The 18,095-nt window shown below is 63.1% G+C and carries 17 protein-coding genes; 13 read left to right on the plus strand and 4 right to left on the minus strand.

Going from position 1 to position 18,095, the window contains the following annotated elements; genetic code table 11:
* The first annotated feature begins 66 nt into the window (after positions 1–66).
* From ACSQ3S_RS29330 to ACSQ3S_RS29370, 9 genes are all read left to right on the plus strand, one after another.
* Positions 67–1,146: a PhoH family protein gene (locus ACSQ3S_RS29330; RefSeq protein ID WP_176652527.1), complete on the plus strand. Its 1,080-nt coding sequence runs from the start codon at positions 67–69 to the stop codon at positions 1,144–1,146.
* On the plus strand, positions 1,130–1,594 hold the full coding sequence (ybeY, locus tag ACSQ3S_RS29335; protein ID WP_436144587.1) for an rRNA maturation RNase YbeY: 465 nt from the start codon (positions 1,130–1,132) through the stop codon (positions 1,592–1,594). The genes ACSQ3S_RS29330 and ybeY overlap by 17 nt, the downstream gene beginning before the upstream one ends.
* A 90-nt stretch (positions 1,595–1,684) precedes the next feature.
* Positions 1,685–2,569 carry an HlyC/CorC family transporter gene (locus ACSQ3S_RS29340; RefSeq protein ID WP_176652525.1) on the plus strand — a complete coding sequence of 295 codons (885 nt, stop codon included), beginning with the start codon at positions 1,685–1,687 and terminating at the stop codon, positions 2,567–2,569.
* Positions 2,569–4,140 carry an apolipoprotein N-acyltransferase gene (gene lnt / locus ACSQ3S_RS29345; RefSeq protein WP_436145092.1) on the plus strand — a complete coding sequence of 524 codons (1,572 nt, stop codon included), beginning with the start codon at positions 2,569–2,571 and terminating at the stop codon, positions 4,138–4,140. Before ACSQ3S_RS29340 ends, lnt begins: the two co-directional genes overlap by 1 nt.
* 90 nt (positions 4,141–4,230) lie before the next feature.
* Positions 4,231–5,148 (plus strand): glycine--tRNA ligase subunit alpha, encoded by a 918-nt coding sequence (gene glyQ, locus ACSQ3S_RS29350; RefSeq protein WP_176652524.1) that lies wholly within the window; start codon positions 4,231–4,233, stop codon positions 5,146–5,148.
* Positions 5,149–5,162: 14 nt separating this feature from the next.
* On the plus strand, positions 5,163–7,271 hold the full coding sequence (gene glyS, locus ACSQ3S_RS29355) for a glycine--tRNA ligase subunit beta (protein WP_176652523.1): 2,109 nt from the start codon (positions 5,163–5,165) through the stop codon (positions 7,269–7,271).
* Between the two features lie 15 nt (positions 7,272–7,286).
* Positions 7,287–7,853 carry a D-glycero-beta-D-manno-heptose 1,7-bisphosphate 7-phosphatase gene (gmhB, locus tag ACSQ3S_RS29360; protein ID WP_176652522.1) on the plus strand — a complete coding sequence of 189 codons (567 nt, stop codon included), beginning with the start codon at positions 7,287–7,289 and terminating at the stop codon, positions 7,851–7,853.
* Between the two features lie 67 nt (positions 7,854–7,920).
* Entirely contained in the window at positions 7,921–8,613 is a 693-nt protein-coding gene (locus tag ACSQ3S_RS29365) for a lysophospholipid acyltransferase family protein (protein ID WP_436145093.1), read from the plus strand.
* Between the two features lie 17 nt (positions 8,614–8,630).
* Complete coding sequence (locus ACSQ3S_RS29370; protein ID WP_436144588.1) at positions 8,631–9,575, plus strand: M48 family metallopeptidase; 945 nt, start codon at positions 8,631–8,633, stop codon at positions 9,573–9,575.
* Here the strand turns inward: ACSQ3S_RS29370 and ACSQ3S_RS29375 are convergent.
* Complete coding sequence (locus ACSQ3S_RS29375) at positions 9,572–10,039, minus strand: Lrp/AsnC family transcriptional regulator (protein WP_436144589.1); 468 nt, start codon at positions 10,037–10,039, stop codon at positions 9,572–9,574. The genes ACSQ3S_RS29370 and ACSQ3S_RS29375 overlap by 4 nt on opposite strands.
* A 153-nt stretch (positions 10,040–10,192) precedes the next feature.
* Between ACSQ3S_RS29375 and ACSQ3S_RS29380 the strand changes: the two genes are divergently transcribed.
* The 4 genes from ACSQ3S_RS29380 (at position 10,193) to ACSQ3S_RS29395 (ending at position 16,039) form a co-directional block, all read left to right on the plus strand.
* On the plus strand, positions 10,193–13,006 hold the full coding sequence (locus ACSQ3S_RS29380) for a TonB-dependent receptor (RefSeq protein ID WP_436144590.1): 2,814 nt from the start codon (positions 10,193–10,195) through the stop codon (positions 13,004–13,006).
* A 29-nt stretch (positions 13,007–13,035) separates the two neighbouring features.
* On the plus strand, positions 13,036–14,409 hold the full coding sequence (locus ACSQ3S_RS29385) for a M28 family peptidase (RefSeq protein WP_436144591.1): 1,374 nt from the start codon (positions 13,036–13,038) through the stop codon (positions 14,407–14,409).
* A 150-nt stretch (positions 14,410–14,559) separates the two neighbouring features.
* Complete coding sequence (locus tag ACSQ3S_RS29390) at positions 14,560–15,639, plus strand: patatin-like phospholipase family protein (protein ID WP_436144592.1); 1,080 nt, start codon at positions 14,560–14,562, stop codon at positions 15,637–15,639.
* A 202-nt stretch (positions 15,640–15,841) separates the two neighbouring features.
* Positions 15,842–16,039 (plus strand): hypothetical protein, encoded by a 198-nt coding sequence (locus ACSQ3S_RS29395; protein ID WP_436144593.1) that lies wholly within the window; start codon positions 15,842–15,844, stop codon positions 16,037–16,039.
* Between the two features lie 5 nt (positions 16,040–16,044).
* Here ACSQ3S_RS29395 and ACSQ3S_RS29400 read toward each other — a convergent pair whose 3' ends face one another.
* The 3 genes from ACSQ3S_RS29400 to ACSQ3S_RS29410 all read right to left on the minus strand — a co-directional run bounded on the left by ACSQ3S_RS29400 (position 16,045) and on the right by ACSQ3S_RS29410 (position 18,076).
* Entirely contained in the window at positions 16,045–16,530 is a 486-nt protein-coding gene (locus ACSQ3S_RS29400; RefSeq protein ID WP_436144594.1) for an ankyrin repeat domain-containing protein, read from the minus strand.
* 2 nt (positions 16,531–16,532) lie between these two features.
* Positions 16,533–17,567: a hypothetical protein gene (locus ACSQ3S_RS29405; protein ID WP_436144595.1), complete on the minus strand. Its 1,035-nt coding sequence runs from the start codon at positions 17,565–17,567 to the stop codon at positions 16,533–16,535.
* A 116-nt stretch (positions 17,568–17,683) separates the two neighbouring features.
* The gene (locus ACSQ3S_RS29410) at positions 17,684–18,076 is read right to left on the minus strand and encodes a hypothetical protein (protein ID WP_436144596.1); all 393 of its coding nucleotides are present in this window, start codon (positions 18,074–18,076) and stop codon (positions 17,684–17,686) included.
* Between the last annotated feature and the right edge of the window lie 19 nt (positions 18,077–18,095).

An 18,095-nucleotide genomic window follows, 5' to 3' on the forward strand; every position in this document is an offset into this window, starting at 1 on the left:
CGCAGGCAAATTACGTTAAACTATCGGCTGTGCCGGTCCCGCCGGCCTCTCTCATAAAGCATTCCATTGAAAACCAAAACCCCAGTCCAGCCGTACTACTTTGTTCCGGAGCCGCTCGACAACGCGCGGCTGGCACATTTGTGCGGCCCCCTCGACGAAAACCTGCGCCAGATTTCCGCCGCGCTGGACGTCACCATTTTCCGTCGCGGCGAGAAATTCATCGTCAGCGGCCACAACGCCGAACGGGCGGTGCAGATCCTCGAACAGTTCTACGCGGTCGCCAACAAGATCGTCCCGATTGAAGAAGTGCAACTGGCGCTGGTCGAGCAGCGCGCCGGCCTGGCGGTCGCCTCCGCCGCGATCGCCGCCGCCGCCGCGCCCGACCAGCCGCGCCCGCTGGAGGCGCCGTTCGTCGAACCCGAGATCAACAGCCCCATCCTGAAGACCCGGCGCGCCGACCTGCGCGGCCGCACGCCGCACCAGATCCGCTACCTGCGCAACATCCTCGAGCACGACATCAGCTTCGGCGTCGGCCCGGCCGGCACCGGCAAGACCTACCTGGCCGTGGCCTGCGCGGTCGACGCGCTCGAGCGCGACGCCGTCAAGCGCATCATCCTGACCCGCCCCGCCGTCGAGGCCGGCGAGCGCCTGGGCTTCCTGCCGGGCGACCTGGCGCAAAAGGTCGATCCCTACCTGCGCCCGCTGTACGACGCGCTGTACGACCTGCTCGGCTTCGACCGCACGCAGAAAATGTTCGAGAAGCAGGTGATCGAGATCGCCCCGCTGGCCTACATGCGCGGCCGCACGCTGAACCACGCCTTCGTCATCCTCGACGAGGCGCAGAACACCACCGTCGAGCAGATGAAGATGTTCCTGACGCGCATAGGCTTCGGCAGCAAGGCCGTGGTCACCGGCGACGTCACGCAGGTCGACCTGCACAAGAGCCAGAAGAGCGGCCTGGTCGACGCCATCCAGGTGCTGAAGGACGTGCGCGGCATCGCCTTCAGCCACTTCAACAGCGAAGACGTGGTGCGCCACCCGCTGGTGGCGCGCATCGTCGACGCCTACGAGACGGCGCACAACCACGAAGCGGAAATCGCTCCCCTACTCAAAGCCACAGCGCTCAAAAATGTCCGTAAAAAATAAACTGACGCTGTCGGTGCAGTATCCCGACGCCCGTTTGCAGGAAACCATCACCCGGCCGAAGATCCGCCGCTGGGTGCAGGCCGCGCTGTTCGCGCCGGCCGAGCTGACGATACGCTTCGTCGACGCCGAGGAAGGCCGCACGCTGAACCGCGAATACCGCGAAAAGGACTACGCCACCAACGTGCTGACCTTCGCCTACAACGAAGGGGAGGCGTTGCCGGACGATGCGCCGACCCAGGCCGACATCATCCTCTGCACCGACGTGCTGCAGAAGGAAGCGGCCGAGCAAAAGAAGACCGTGGAGGAACATACGGCCCACCTGGTCATCCACGGCGTGCTGCACGCCCAGGGCTACGACCACATGGACGACGAGGAAGCGGCCGAGATGGAAGGCATCGAAACCGAGATCCTGGCCGGCCTCGGCATGGCCGATCCCTACGCCGATTGACGCGCCGGGAGCTGTCTTTTTGACAAAAACGGCTCCTGCTCCCCATTTCGTGTATCCTATACCCCTTCGAAACAACGGCTCACGCCTCCTATGCAAGAGCACTCTAGTGGCGTCAAGACTGACGCCAAACCCCATCGGTCACTGTTTGAACGCCTGACCGCACTGATTTCCCCCGAGCCAGAGAACCGCGCGGAACTGCTCGAAGTTCTGCACGACGCCCACGAACGCAACCTGATCGACGCCGACGCCCTGTCGATGATCGAAGGCGTGTTCCAGGTGTCGGACCTGTCCGCCCGCGACATCATGATTCCACGCTCGCAGATGGACGTCATCGACATCTCCAAGCCGATCGAAGAATGGCTGCCACTGGTGCTGCAGACCGCCCACTCGCGCTTCCCCGCCATCGAAGGCGAGCGCGACAAGGTGATCGGCATCCTGCTGGCCAAGGACCTGCTGCGCTACTACGCCGAGGAATCGTTCGACGTGCGCGACATGCTGCGCCCGGCCATCTTCATTCCCGAATCGAAACGCCTGAACGTGCTGCTGCGCGACTTCCGCGCCAACCACAACCACATGGCCATCGTGGTGGACGAGTACAGCGGCGTGGCCGGCCTGATCACCATCGAGGACGTGCTGGAACAGATCGTCGGCGACATCGAGGACGAATACGATTTCGACGAGGAAGAGGACAACATTCTGTCGATCAAGGAAGGCGTGCACGGCCCGCGCTGGCGCATCAAGGCGCTGACCGAGATCGCCCAGTTCAACGAAGAACTCGATACGGCGCTGCCTGAAGACGACGTCGACACCATCGGCGGCCTGGTCGCCAAGCACCTGGCGCGCATGCCGCACAAGGGCGACGTCTTCGATTTCGAAGGCATGCGTTTCGAAGTGCTGCGCGCCGACGCCCGCCAGATCCACGTGCTGCTGGTGGAGAAACTGCCGCCTGCCGCGATCGACGGCGACGACGCGTGATGCGCTTTCGCCGCGCCAATCCGAACGCCCCCCCCAAGCCGCAACGCCCGACCCGAGGCCGGATGATCATCACCGGCCTGGCCGGCGCCCTGTGCGTGTTCGCCTTCGCGCCGTTCGGCTGGTGGCCGCTGGAGATCCTCGGCCTGGCAACCCTGTTCTACCAGGTGCTGCGCAGCAGCGACGTCAGGGCCGCCGCGCTGATCGGCTGGGCCTTCGGCTTCGGCTGGACCGCCGCCGGCACCCACTGGCTTTACGTTTCCCTGCATACCTACGGCGCCATGCCGGCGCCGCTGGCGGTGGCCGCCGTGCTGCTGCTGGCCGCCGCCATGGGCCTGTACGTCGCGCTGGCGATGGGCGGCGCGGCCTGGCTGCGCAAGCGCTGGGCGCTGCCGCTGCCGGCCGCCAACCTGCTGGTGCTGCCCGCCATGTGGGCGCTGTTCGAATGGCTGCGCGGCTGGCTGTTCACCGGCTTCCCGTGGCTGTCGGCCGGCTACGCGCACAACCACAGCCCGCTGGCCGGCTACGCGCCGGTGATCGGCATGTACGGCCTGGGCTGGCTGGCGGCGGTCGTCGCCGGCGCCCTGCTGTTGCTGGCGCACCGCACCCGTTTGAAGGCGGCCGCGCTGCTCGTCGCCATTCCGGCGGCCGGCTTCGGCCTGAGCCTGCTGCACTGGACTTATCCGGAAGGCAAGCCGATCTCGGTGCGCCTGCTGCAGGGGAATATTCCGCAAGATGAAAAATTCAACGGCGCCCACGTGCAGGCGACGATGCAGCTGTACCAGGACGCCATCATGGCCGCGCCGGCCGACCTGATCGCCACGCCGGAGACGGCCATCGTCATGCTGCCGCAGCAGCTGCCGCCGGACTACCTGCCGGGCATCGCCCAGTTCCTGAACAAGACCAACAGCAACCTGATCCTCGGCATCCCGCTGGCCGACAGCCAGACCGCCTACTTCAACAGCGTGATCGGCATCCCGTCCAAGCTGGGTTCGAGCTACTACCGCTACGACAAGCACCACCTGGTGCCGTACGGCGAGTTCATCCCGTTCGGCTTCCGCTGGTTCGTCAACCTGATGTCGATCCCGCTGGGCGACATGACGAGCGGGCGCGACATCCAGCCGGCGTTCGCCATCAAGGACCAGCGCGTGCTGCCCAACATCTGCTACGAAGACTTGTTCGGCGAAGAGATCGCCGGCCAGCTGAACAACCCCGCGCAGGGCCAGAAACCGGCCACCATGCTGCTCAACACCTCGAACCTGGCCTGGTTTGGCGACACCATCGCCATCCCCCAGCATTTGCAGATCTCGCAGATGCGCACGCTGGAAACGGGCCGCCCGATGCTGCGGGCGACCAATACCGGCGCCACCGCCATCATCAATGGCCAAGGCACCGTCGTCCAGCAACTGCCGGTGAACACCTACGGCACGCTGGCGGCGCAGGTGCAGGGCATGGCCGGCAGCACGCCCTACATCCTGTGGGGAAACAAGCTGTTCCTGGCGTTGGCCGCGCTGTCGCTGGCTGGCGCCTGGTTTTGGGCCCGGCGCGCAAAAAACCAGCCAAAAGCCGCTTAATCTCTACAGGCTCCCTGTAAAACCCGCTAAAATTGCCGCTTTAGCGAAACTGCAACCGCACGCCCCGATGTGTGCCACCGACTACACAAGATGCTGACATTTCAACAAATTATCCTGACCTTGCAAACCTACTGGGACCAGCAAGGCTGCGCCCTGCTCCAGCCCTACGACATGGAAGTCGGCGCCGGCACCTTCCACACCGGTACCTTCCTGCGCGCGATCGGCCCCGAGCCCTGGCGCGCGGCCTACGTGCAGCCGTCGCGCCGCCCGAAGGACGGCCGCTATGGCGAAAACCCGAACCGCGGCCAGCACTACTACCAGTACCAGGTGGTGATGAAGCCGGCGCCGGAAAACATCCTGGACCTGTACCTGGGTTCGCTGGAAGCGCTGGGCCTGGACCTGAAGCAGAACGACGTCCGCTTCGTCGAGGACGACTGGGAATCGCCGACCCTGGGCGCCTGGGGCCTCGGTTGGGAAGTCTGGCTGAACGGCATGGAAGTGACGCAGTTCACCTACTTCCAGCAAGTCGGCGGCCTCGATTGCAAGCCGGTGCTGGGCGAGATCACCTACGGCATCGAACGCCTGGCGATGTACCTGCAGGGCGTCGAGAACATGTACGACCTGGTGTGGACCACGTGGGAAGAGAACGGCGTGACCAAGACGCTGAAGTACGGCGACGTGTTCCACCAGAACGAAGTGGAACAGTCGGCCTACAACTTCGAGCACTCGAACACCGAGCTGCTGTTCGCCCAGTTCAACAACCACGAGTCGGAAGCCAAGCGCCTGATCGAGCTGCAACTGACCTTGCCCGCCTACGAGCAGATCATGAAGGCCTCGCACAGCTTCAACCTGCTGGACGCGCGCGGCGCCATCTCCGTGACCGAACGCGCCGCCTACATCGGCCGCGTGCGCGCCCTGTCGCGCCTGGTCGCGCAAGCCTACTACGATTCGCGTGAGCGCCTGGGCTTCCCTATGGCTCCCGCCGCCGTCGCCGCCGTTGCCGAATAAACTGTATAAATAATATGACTCAAACTCTGCTCATCGAACTGCTGACCGAAGAACTGCCGCCGAAGGCGCTCGCCAAACTGGGCAAGGCTTTCGCGGACGGCATCGTCAACGGCCTGAAATCGCGCGACTTCCTGGAAGCCGACAGCGTCGCCACCTCGTTCGCCTCGCCGCGCCGCCTGGCCGTTTCCATCACCAAGGTGCGCGCCACCTCGCCGGACAAGTCGATCCGCGAAAAAGTGCTGCCGGTCTCCGTGGCGCTGGACGCCGCCGGCAACGGCACGCCGCCGCTGGCCAAGAAACTGGCCGCGCTGGGCTTCCCCAACCTGACCGTGGCCGACCTGGAACGCGCGCAGGACGGCAAGGCCGAAAGCTTCTTCTACACCTACACCGCGGCCGGCAGCGCGCTGCAAGCGGGCCTGCAAGCCGCGCTGGAAGACTCGGTCGCCAAGCTGCCGATTCCCAAGGTGATGAGCTACCAGCGTCCGGACGGCGCCACCGTGCAGTTCGTGCGCCCGGCGCACAGCCTGATCGCGCTGCACGGCGCCACCGTGCTGCCGTTGACGCTGCTGGGCCTGACCGCCTCCAACGTCAGCGAAGGCCACCGCTTCCTGACCGCGCCGGGCAAGCGCCTGGTCACCATCGCCGACGCCGACAGCTACGCCGCCACCCTGGCCACCGAGGGCAAGGTGCTGGCCAGCGTTGAACAGCGCAAGGAAAAAATCCGCGCCGAGCTGCTGGCCAAGGCCGGCGCCGACCAGGTGCTGATGCCCGAAGCGCTGCTGGACGAAGTGGCCGCGCTGGTCGAATGGCCGGTGGTCTACGAGTGCAAGTTCGAGGAAGAGTTCCTGGCCGTGCCGCAGGAATGCCTGATCCTGACCATGCAGACCAACCAGAAATACTTCGCGCTGACCGACACCGCCGGCAAGCTGCGTTCGCGCTTCCTGATCGTCTCCAACATCGCCACCGACACGCCGGCCGCCATCATCGACGGCAACGAGCGCGTGGTGCGTCCGCGCCTGTCCGACGCCAAGTTCTTCTTCGAGCAGGACAAGAAGAAAACGCTGGAATCGCGCCTGCCGCTGCTGGAAAAAATCGTCTACCACAACAAGCTGGGCACGCAGGCAGCACGCGGCGAACGCGTGGCCGCGCTGGCCGCGTTCATCGCCACCGCCATCGGCGGCGACGCCGCGCTGGCAAGCCGCGCCGCCAAGCTGTCGAAGGCCGACCTGGTCACCGAGATGGTGGGCGAGTTCCCCGAGCTGCAAGGCATCATGGGCACCTACTACGCCCGCAACGACGGCGAACCGGAAGACGTGGCGCTGGCCGCGTCCGAGCACTACCAGCCGCGCTTTGCCGGCGACGCCCTGCCGTCCACCGTCACCGGCACCGCCGTGGCGCTGGCCGACAAGCTGGAAACCCTGGTCGGCATCTGGGCCATCGGCCTGGCGCCGACCGGCGACAAGGATCCGTTCGCGCTGCGCCGCCACGCGCTGGGCGTGCTGCGCATGCTGATCGAGAAGCGCCTGCCGCTGTCGATCTCCGGCCTGCTGGCGCACGCCTCGCAGCTGTTCGCCTCCGTGGCCGGCTTCAAGGATCCAGGTGCCGACGTCTACACCTTCATGATCGACCGCCTGCGCGGCATCCTGCGCGAGCGCGGCTTCTCGCCGAACGAGATCGAAGCGGTCGTGGCGCAGAACCCGGACCGCCTGGACGACATCGTGCAGCGCCTGGAGGCCGTGCAGGCCTTCGCCGCGCTGCCGGAATCGGCCTCGCTGGCCGGCGCCAACAAGCGCATCACCAACATCCTGAAGAAGAACGAGGAAGCGCTGGCAGCCGCCGGCAACAGCGGCGTCAACGTCTCCCTGCTGCAGGACGCGGCCGAGAAGAACCTCAACACCGCCGTGGTGCGCGTGCTGCCGGAAATCGACGCCGCGTTCAACCGCGGCGACTTCGCCGGCACGCTCAAAACGCTGGCGCAGCTGCGCGAGGAAGTCGACGCCTTCTTCAACGACGTCATGGTCATGGCCGAGGATGTCGCGCTGCGCAACAACCGCCTCGCGCTGCTGTCGTCGCTGCACGGCATGATGAACCGCGTGGCCGACATTTCGAAACTGGCGGCTTAAATGGGTACGCCGTCCATGAAACTGATCATCCTCGATCGCGACGGCGTGATCAACCACGATTCGCCGGACTTCATCAAGTCGCCGGCCGAGTGGATCCCCATTCCCGGCTCGATGGAAGCGATCGCCCGCCTGAACCAGGCCGGCTACCGCGTGGTCGTGGCGTCGAACCAGTCGGGCATCGCCCGCGAGTTCTTCGACATGACCATCCTCAACGCGATACACCAGAAGATGCACAACCTGGCGCAGCAGGTCGGCGCCGACATCGACGCGGTGTTCTTCTGCCCGCACGCGGCGACCGACAACTGCGATTGCCGCAAGCCGAAGCCGGGCATGTTCACGGAAATCTCGCAACGCTATAAAATCAGCCTCAAAGGCGTGCCGGTGGTCGGCGATTCGCTGCGCGACCTGCAGGCCGGCTATGTGAGCGGCTGCGTGCCCTACCTGGTCCTGACCGGCAAGGGCGAAAAAACCCAGGCCACAGGCGGCCTGCCGCCCGGTACAATGGTTTTCCCGGACCTGGCGGCCATGGTCAACCACCTGCTCAAAACCAGCGCCCCGCCGGTGCTGCAAGTCGTCAGCTAAACAGTTTTTGGAGTCTGCATTGGGTCATCCCGTCTTGTTTCTGCGTTCCCTGATTTTCACCATCGTCATGGTGGTATCGACCATCGTCTGGGCCTGCGTATGCTTCCTGGCAGCGCCGCTGCCGTACAACCAGCGGTTCTGGGTCACCTCCCGCTGGAACGTGTTCATGATCTGGTGCCTCAAGGTCATCTGCGGCATCCGCTACCAGATCAAGGGGGCCGAAAATTTCCCGGACGCGCCGGCCGTCGTGCTGTCGAAGCACCAGTCGGCGTGGGAGACCATCTTCCTGCTGCCCAACCTGCCGCGCCCGCTGGTGTTCGTGTTCAAGAAAGAGATCCTGTACATTCCATTCTTCGGCTGGGCGATGGCGCTGCTGCGCATGATCCCGATCGACCGCAAGCAGGGCAAGCACGCGTTCGCGCACGTGGTGCGCCACGGTAAGCGACGCCTCGCCGACGGCCAATGGATTATCATGTTCCCCGAAGGGACGCGCATTCCCGTCGGCCAGGCCGGCAAGTATAAAAGCGGCGGCACGCGTCTCGCCATCGAGACCGGCGCGGTGGTTGTACCGATTGCGCACAACTCCGGCGAGTGCTGGCCAAAAAATTCTTTCATCAAACGCCCAGGGCTTGTTACAGTATCGATAGGCAAACCGATTTCTCCGGAAGGTCAAACCCCGGACGGCATGATGCAACAGGTGGAAAATTGGATAGAATCAGAAATGCGCGTCATTTCGCCCCACGCCTACAACGCTGGCTAGATGATCTGGCCACGCTGGTGAAGCCGGCGTCGCCCAGCGACGCCAGCCAACTGGACCTGTTTGGACGGGAGGCGCAGTCCTCTCCCAAAGCTGTCTACACCGCGCCGGTATGGTCGGTTCCATCCCCCTCTTCCTCGAATGCTCCGGCGCCGGTTTCTCCCTACGTCGATCCGCCGCAAACCGCCGTTCCCGTCAAGCCGCGCGCACTGGTGGCGCCGCCGACCGACCAGCCGCCCAAGCGCCAGCTGATGGTCGGCGAATTCATACTCGAATATGAACTGCGCCGCTCGACGCGCCGCTCGATCGGCTTCATGATCGACGACGACGGCCTGCGCGTGACCGCGCCCAAGCGCATCAGCATCGCCGAAATCGACAACGCCATCCGCACCAAGCAGCACTGGATCCTGGACAAGCTGAAGGAACGGCGCGAACGCCGCGCCGCGCGGCTGGAAAAGCCGCCGGTGGAATGGAACGACGGCGCGCAGCTGCCCTATCTCGGCGCCGACATCACGCTGCGGCTGCTGGTCGGCGGCCGCAACCGCACCAGCTACAACCCGGCCACGCGCGAGCTGTCGATGGTGCTGATTCCCGGCGCCACCGAAACGCTGCTCAAGGAGCGGGTGAAGGCCTGGTACCAGCAGGAGGCCAAGCTGCTGTTCGAGCAGCGGCTGGACCTGTACGCGGCGCGGCTGGGCGTGCGCTACCACTCGTTCGGCCTGTCGTCGGCCGGCACGCGCTGGGGCTCGTGCACGGTGGACCGCAAGATCCGCCTGAACTGGAAGCTGATCCACTTCTCGCTGCCGCTGATCGACTACGTCATCGCGCACGAGCTGTCGCACATCCTGGAGATGAACCACAGCGCTCAGTTCTGGAACACGGTGGGCCTGATCTATCCCGAATACGAAGAGGCGAAAAACCTGCTGCGCAAGCGCGCGCAGGAATTGCCGGTGCTGTTCAGCTAAGACTGCGGCAGCGGCGGGTTGACCGGCGCCTTGACCTCGTGCAGCACGAACGAGGTGTAGATCTCCTTGATGCCGGGCAGGCCGTTGATGTGGGCTTCGGCAAACACGCCGTAGGCCGCCAGGTCTTCCGCCACCACCATCAGCTGGTGGTCGTAGCGGCCGGAGATGCGGTGGCAGGCCAGCACCTGCGGAATCGCCGCCACCGCGCGCTCGAAGACCTGCAGGTTCGCGGTGTCCTTCATCTCCAGCGAAATGTGGACGAAGGCCGTTACCTGGTAGCCCAGCTTGCGGGAATCCAGCCGTGCCTGGTAGCCGCGTATCACCCCCTCCTCCTCCAGCCGCTTGACCCGGCGCCAGCACGGCGAGGTCGTCAGCGATACCCGTTCGGCCAGGTCGGCACTTGAAAGCCTTGCATCTTCCTGCAGCGCCTCAAGTATCTTCATATCGATGCGGTCCAATTTCATTTCAGCACATCCATTTCATTCCCTCGTCAAAAGCATAGGATTTATTACGCAAATTTACTTTCCCACAGAACAAATATAGCAAAATATTGTTGATTTCACCAGCTACAATCTTTGCATTCATTTCATTCATATAGCCATCTGGGAGAGTCAAGCATGTCCGCATCGCGATTAAAAATATCCAAATCCGCCTACGCAGTTGCCACCGTGCTCGGCTCCGGCCTGATGCTGTCGCACCTGGCCGCCGCGCAAGCCGACACCGAGGCGCCGAAAATGGAACGCGTGGTCGTCACCGGTTCCTCCATCAAGCGCATCGACGGCGAGACCGCGCTGCCGGTGCAGATCCTCAAGCGCGAAGACATCGAGCGCACCGGCGCCGCCACCACCGAGGAACTGGTCAAGCAGATCAGCGCCTTCAGCAGCGCCGGCAGCGTCAGCACCTCCGCCGCGGCCGGCACCCAGACCGGCTCGATCGCCGCGCTGTCGCTGCGCGGCCTGGGCAGCGCGCGCACGCTGGTGCTGATCAACGGCCGCCGCGCCTCGGTCTACGGCGGCGGTTCCGGCGGCCTGGCCGGCGCCTCGGTGGACGTCAACAGCATTCCGCTGTCGGCCATCGAACGGGTCGAGGTGCTGAAGGACGGCGCCTCCGCCGTCTACGGCAGCGACGCCATCGCCGGCGTGGTCAACTTCATCCTGCGCAAGGACTTCACCGGCGTCGAACTCAACGCCATCTACGGCGCGCCCGTCGTGGCCGGGCCGCACGGCGGCCAGAAGCGCTTCTCCGTGCTGGCCGGCATCGGCGACGACAGCTACAACGTCACCTTCGGCGCCAACTACCAGACGGTGCAGGCCATCCTCGGCGCCGACCGGCCTTACGCGTCGCGCCTCAACGTCGGCCAGCAGAACGACCTGCTGTCGAACATCGCCTTCCCGTCCAATGTGAGGATTCCGACCACTGGCGCGCTGAAGAACCCCAACCTGGCCAATTGCGGCCCGATGTCGCAGGTGTCGCCGTACACGCCCACCATCTGCAGCTTCGACAACAGCCCCTACGTCTCCATCCTGCCGGGATCGACGCACGCCAACCTGATGCTGAACGGCCGCAAGACGCTGTCGGCCGACGCCGAGGCCTACTTCGAAAGCGCCTACAGCCAGAGCCGCACGATGACGCAGACCCAGGCGGTGCCGATCGCCTTCAACACCAACCTGCCGGCCAGCAATCCCTACAACGCCTACCTGGCCAACCTGGTCGCGACCAAGTATCCCAGCCTGGCCACCAAGCCGTTCACCGCCACCTTCGGCGCGCAATATCCGAGCGCCTTCCTGCTGCCGCCGTCGAGCCCCTACTATCCGCAGGCGTTTGCCGCCGCCAATGGCCTGGCCGGCCAGCCGCTGATCATCAGCTACCGCGACATGGCCAACGGCGTGCGCAACCAGACCGATCAGTCAGACGCGGCCCGCGTCGTGGCCGGCGTGCGCGGCAAGCTGGCCGGCTGGGACTACGACAGCGGCTTGCTGTACAGCGAGAGCAAGGTCAAGGAGCTGCTGTATTCCGGCTTCCCGCAGTATTCGAAGCTCATGCCGCTGCTCGACAGCGGCGTCATCAATCCCTTCGGCGACACCACCGACAAGGCGGCGCTGGACGCGGCCAAGGCGGCCGAATTCGTCGGCGCCGTGTACCGCTCCAAGACCTCGATCACCAGCATCAACGCCACCGCCACGCGCGAGCTGGCGACCTTGCCGGCGGGCCAGATGAACGTGGCCTTCGGCGCCGAGGCGCGCCAGGAAAAATTCGCCTACGACCCGTCGCTGGCGGTGCAGACCGGCGACATCGCCGGCCAGGGCGGCAACCAGCTGCCGGTGTCGGCGCGGCGCAATGTGGAGTCGGCCTTCGTCGAGCTCAGCGTGCCGCTGCTGAAAAAGCTCGACGCCGACCTGGCGGTCCGCTACGACAATTACCAGAACGTCGGCGACACCGTCAATCCCAAGGCTTCGCTGCGCTGGCAGCCGACCGAATCGGTGCTGCTGCGCGGCTCGGCCGGCACCGGCTTCCGCGCGCCGTCGCTGACCGACCTGTACGCCGCCCAGGCGTCGAGCGTGACGGCCAACGGCACGCGCGACATCCTGCGCTGCCCGGATACCAAGACCGGCCTGCCCACCGACTGCAACAACCAGTTCCCCACCATCACCGGCGGCAATCCCGACCTGAAGCCGGAAAAATCCCAGTCCTTCACCGTGGGCGCGGTGCTGGAGCCGGTCAAGAACATGTCGCTGTCGATCGACGCCTTCCGCGTCAACCTGAAGAACGCCATCGTCGGCGGCGGCCTCAGCGCCACCTACATCCTCGGCACGGCGGCGCGCGAGCAGCAGTACGCCAGCTACATCCGCCGCGGCCCGGCCGATCCGTCCAACCCGAGCGGCCTGGGCGCCATCACCGCCATCCTGCAGACCAACGCCAACCTGTTCAAGACGCAGATGGCCGGCATCGACATCGACGGCAAGTACGACTGGCGCCTGGCGCCGGCGCAGAAGGTGACCTTCCAGCTGTCCGGCACCTACATGAGCAAGTACGACGTGCAGGGGCCGGACGGCAGCTACACCAGCTCCATCAACCAGGCCAGCTCCGCCGCCAACGGCGTGATCCTGCGCTGGAAGCACAACGCCAGCGCCACCTACGCGCGCAAGGACTGGAGCGCCTCGCTGACGCAGAACTTCCAGCAGGGCTACAACGACATCCCGGGCAATAAGTCGGCCGCCGCGCTGCACAAGGTCGACGCCTACCAGACCTTCGACGCGCAGCTCAGCTACACCGGTTTCAAGTCGACGCGCCTGCAACTGGGCGTCAAGAACCTGACCGACCGCAACCCGCCCTACACCAACTACTCGCCGAGTTTTGTCGGCGGCTACGACCTCAGTTATGCTGACGTCAACGGCCGCTACGTTTACCTGAACGCGACCTACAAGTTCTGATCCACCCCATGACCGATACAAGGAAACACATGAAGTTCTCGCATAAACTTGCCCTGCCGGCCGCGTTGCTGCTGTGCGCCGGCGGCGCCTACGCGGCCGACGCGGAGCCCAACATCGCCGCCCACCAGGCGCAGATCGACCAGATCGTCAAGGAGATTTCGCCGCAGCGCATCGAAGGCTATGTGCGCAAGCTGGTCGGCTTCGGCACCCGCCACACCATGTCCGACACCGTCTCCGACACGCGCGGCATCGGCGCCGCGCGGCGCTGGATCAAGAGCGAACTGGAACGCTGCGGCGCGGCCGCCGGCGGCCGCCTGCAGGTCGGCTACGACAGCCACGTGCATCCGGTCATGCCGCGCCTGAGCCATCCGACCGAGATCGTCAACGTGGTCGCCACCCTGCCCGGCACCCAGGCCGAATCGGTGGACCGCATGTACGTGGTCAGCGGCCACTACGACTCGCGCGTGACCGACGTCATGAACGCCACCAGCGACGCGCCCGGCGCCAACGACGACGCCTCCGGCACCGCCGCCGTGATGGAGATGGCCTGCGTGATGGCGCGCCACAAGTTCGACGCCACCCTGGTCTTCATGACGGTGGCGGCCGAGGAGCAGGGCCTGTTCGGCGCCGAGCACTGGGCCGAGCAGGCCAAACAGAAGAACTGGAACATCGCCGGCATGCTCAACAACGACATCATCGGCAGCTCGCGCGCCGACGACGGCCATGTCGACAATACCCAGGTGCGCCTGTTCGCCGAGGGCGTCCCGGCCGTCAAGGAGATGTCCGACGCCAACCGCGCGCTGGTGGCCACCGGCGGCGAGAACGATAGCGTCACCCGCCAGCTGGCGCGCCACATCAAGGAAACGGGCGAGCGCTACGTCGACAAATTCGCCGTCAACGTGATCTACCGGCGCGACCGCTACCTGCGCGGCGGCGACCACAGCCCCTTCCTCGACCGCGGCTATGCGGCGGTGCGCTTCACCGAGCCGAACGAGGACTTCAACCACCAGCACCAGGACCTGCGCGAGGAAGGCGGCAAGAAAATCGGCGACCTGCCGGAATACGACGACTTCAACTACATCGCCCAGGTGGCGCGGGTGAACGCGGCGTCGCTGTCCTCGCTGGCGCTAGCGCCGGCCGCGCCGCAGCAGGTCAAGGTGCGCACGGCCAAGCTGGACAACAATACCGAGCTGACCTGGCAGGCCAACAAGGAGCCCGACCTGGCCGGCTACCGCATCGTGTGGCGCGACACCACGGCCGCGCAGTGGCAGGGCGCCGTCTTCGTCGGCAATACCACGCAGTACACCATCAAGCGCTCGAAAGACAACTTCCTGTTCGGCGTGCAGGCGGTCGACAAGGACGGCAACGTCAGCGTCGCCACCTACCCGCTGCCGCAGCGCTGAGCACGCCATCAACGAGCTGCCGGCCTTGTTTCCCCGACAATGCCGGCAGCATCATTATGGTTCTCCCGAATATCCCTCATCAGTTAAAAAAAGTTGCCGTACGGAATCATTCATGTTAGCTTCTGCTGCATCGCAACATGGAGAATCCTCATGACTCAACTCAAAGTAACGAAGAAAACAGGCCTGGTCCTCGGTGGCGGCGCGCCGAATTCGCCGCTGATCGCGGGAGCGCTGGCAGCTTTTCTCGACCAGGAAGTGGAGTTCGACGTGATCTCCGCCTCGGGCGCCGGGGTCCTGATGGGACTGCTGTACACGGCGCCGCTGGACGGATCGCCGCGCCAGGCGCTGAAGCGCTGGGCCGACGCCGGCGTGGCCGACAGCATCTACAAAATGATGCCGGTCAACTACAAGATCTTCCACAAGCCGGGCAAGGAAGCCGACGCCTTCCGCGGCACGTTCAACCAGCCCGCCGCCGGTCCGGCCTTCCCGGGCATGCAAAACCTGTTCGCCAACGGCAGCGTGCCCTGGGCCGACTGGACCCAGCTGATGATGTCGACCATGTCGCCGTCTAACCTGTCGGCAAAAAGCCTGGGGCTGTGCGCGCACGCGCCGTTCCTGGAAGGCGCCGTCGACTTTTCGGCCATCGCGCGGATGAAGCCCGAGTTCTACATCAACGCCTACAACCTGAACCAGCACCGCATGCAGATCTGGGACAAGCGGGAAATCCAGGCGCAGCATGTGCGCGCCGCGCTATCCTTCCCGTTCCTGTATGCGCCGACGGAAATCGACGGCGAGGACTATATCGAGGGCGCCGCGCTGGAGACACTGAATTTCGATCCCTTCATCGAAGGCAAGGGCGAGCACCACGACACCGACACCCTGATCGTGCTCGACATCCTCGGCGACGAACGCCTGCTGCGCAAGCCGCGCAACCTGTACGACGCCTGGGTGGGTTCGATGATCACGCCGCTGGTGAAGGTATCGCAAAACCAGCTGCGGCTGTTCGAGCTGGAGCACAACACCGACCGCAAAACCGGCCTGCCCAAGCGGCGCCTGCTCAAGCTCGAGCTGATGGCGGCAGTGCCGGAACAGCACCTGCCCTACACCATGGACTGGTCCACGTCCAACATGCAGCTGCTGTTCGATATCGGCTACAAGGCTGCGACCAGGTTCTGCCGTCAGCACTCCAGCGTGCTGCGCTACGCGGAGGAGACCGAGCTGGCAAGCTGAGAGGCTTTGCTCTTCCGCGTTTTCACAGGACCTCCTGCACGCGGCTGGGGAGGTAGTCACTGCGGGATCGCCACGGAGTTCAACCGCCTGCATGCCGTCAGTGGCATGACGGCGTGCCCGGGCACAGTGCGCAAGGCCGATGCCAGGACACGGAACACTTCATCTTCGACATCATGACCACGGCACACGACCTAACCTGGTCATGACCCGGATGGTGGAGCAAACCTCGGCCGCGCTCATGCAACAAGTGCTGATGGCGATTGAAAAATATGACAAGCCCAAGCGCATCAAGACCGATAACGCGGCGGTGTTCCTCTTCCCTGTTTTCAGCAAGATGCTGCCCAGTGCATACCCAAACGCATCTGTAGCAATGCGTGCCAAGCAGAAAATGCATATTTAGACAATTTAGACGTGATTGTCTAACAAACGTGCAATGTCCAACTCGCCTCGCTCTACAGCGAAGGCTTTTGCATCCATTTCCTTCATCGATTCACCGGTATAGCGAATATCGGTCCTGATGCCGTTTTCAATCAACTCCTTAGCGATATCTTTTCTGCCACAATAGATCGCACCAAAAAGAGGGTTTTTTTCCGGCTCACTAACATCCATTTCAGCCCCGCTTTTAAGTAGATATTTGACCGCTTCGATTTGACCCGTGGAAGCCGCGTAGTTCAGTGCGTTCCCTCCAAACGTACCACCGCGCGCATTGACGTCGGCACCGCAGTCAAGGAGCAACCGCATAACCTCCAAATTATTGGCAGCAGCAGCCACATGAAGCAATGGCCCAAAAGGGGTCTGTGCATTAATCAATGCATGGTCTTCTCTGATCAAGAAAAGTGCCTGAGCCGTATCGTTCGACTTTATGGCATCGTATGTTTCTTTCAATTTCATTTTCATTTTCTCCGTGCAGCGAGCTGTCCTAATTCCTGAAGTTTTTGCACCATGTCTGCACGTGTACCTCCAAACTGATCGATAGTCTTAAGGTTATCGACTACGTTTTGCAAAGCATCGAAAGAATGCTGTCCCACGACACGATTTGGTGCCCAAGTTAAATTTTCGGTGCCAAGTATCGGGTCAATATCATAGCGTCTTAAGATTTCCTGACCTTCTTGCACCAGCGCCTTTTGCGCGGCCCCATTACCCTCTTTGAAAAGGATATGGTGGGCATGCGGATCTATCATGTCTTCAGGAGCTGGGCCAACCCGGTCACGCAGATAGGAGCCATAGTTAAAATTATCTCTAGGTACCGCATACATCCGCATCCCGGTTCTATCAAGCCAGGACTCCATCATCGCGGACGCATGCTCTCCTAATGACCAAGCAGCTTTGCTTGCCAATGCACCGACATCATAGTTCATGCCTGGGATCTTGGTCAGGTATGGGCTCGCGTAGCTCGTACCCAAGCCAGCAACAGTGCCAGTAAAGCGACTGCCAGCAGCTCGATAATTATCGTCGAACATGGCACCCAGGACGCCAACAGGGCTATTGTCCACGATGCCTTTGGCAATGCCGCCCAGCGTGACATTGGAACGCGGCTGGAAGCTGCTGATGTTTCCGGTAGCCAGATAAGCCAAGCCACGATAGCCGTCAGCGACAGTCGCCAAGCCGTTCCATACACCACCCGGGATCGCCTTGATACCGTCCCAAATACCTGCACCAAAATCGGCCGTTTGCTGAGCAACGACGTCATTGGTTGGCAGCGGCGTGCCAATATTCTTTGGCGTCAGGCCGAAGATCACATTCAATCGCTGATCCACGTTGCCAGAATTAACAATGGTCTGTGGGATTGGTGCTTGGTAATTTGGAGTGCGGTCGTCGTTACCGTTATCGCCGTAAGGAGCGTCATACACGCCCAGCGTGCCCATCCAATCCTTATCTCCAGCAAATAATTGACGGGAGGTCATACCGCCATATGTATTGCGCTCCACCTGTTCTCGGGAGATTGGTTTGGTCGTACCATTAGTTTCTTGCGTGCCGCCGGATTGCGGATTGACGAGATCAGCCAGGCTGCTCCCGAGCGCATTGCCGAACGCATCTGTAGCGACTATTTTTTAGGCTTTTCTTTAGAAATTGTCTGTCCTTCCCAGCTACAAGAAGCACCATGATAGATCGTGCAACTTTCATTGGCGAAAATACGTCCACGTTGAAACTTTGCATCAAATTCAACGGTGACTAGGCATGCCTCACCACCCGGCTCTTTCGCATATGGAGAGAAAACCATTTTCTTCTCCGTGATTTTCCCTAATCCAGCGATTTCACCAGCGCACGCCCCACGAGTCACGCTTGTTGAGGCCGCGACAGTCCCCTTATCTGTTTCTAGAACAATTACTTGCAAATGAACGTCATTAGAAACATAAGCTCCGTCTGCGTTAGCAAACTGAGCAAGGGCCGACTTAAATAAGACCATCAAACTGCAAAAGATAAGCAACTTCTTCATCACATCATTTCCTAACTTG

Source organism: Duganella sp. LjRoot269 (genome assembly GCF_964254095.1).
Taxonomy (GTDB): domain Bacteria; phylum Pseudomonadota; class Gammaproteobacteria; order Burkholderiales; family Burkholderiaceae_D; genus Rugamonas; species Rugamonas hordei.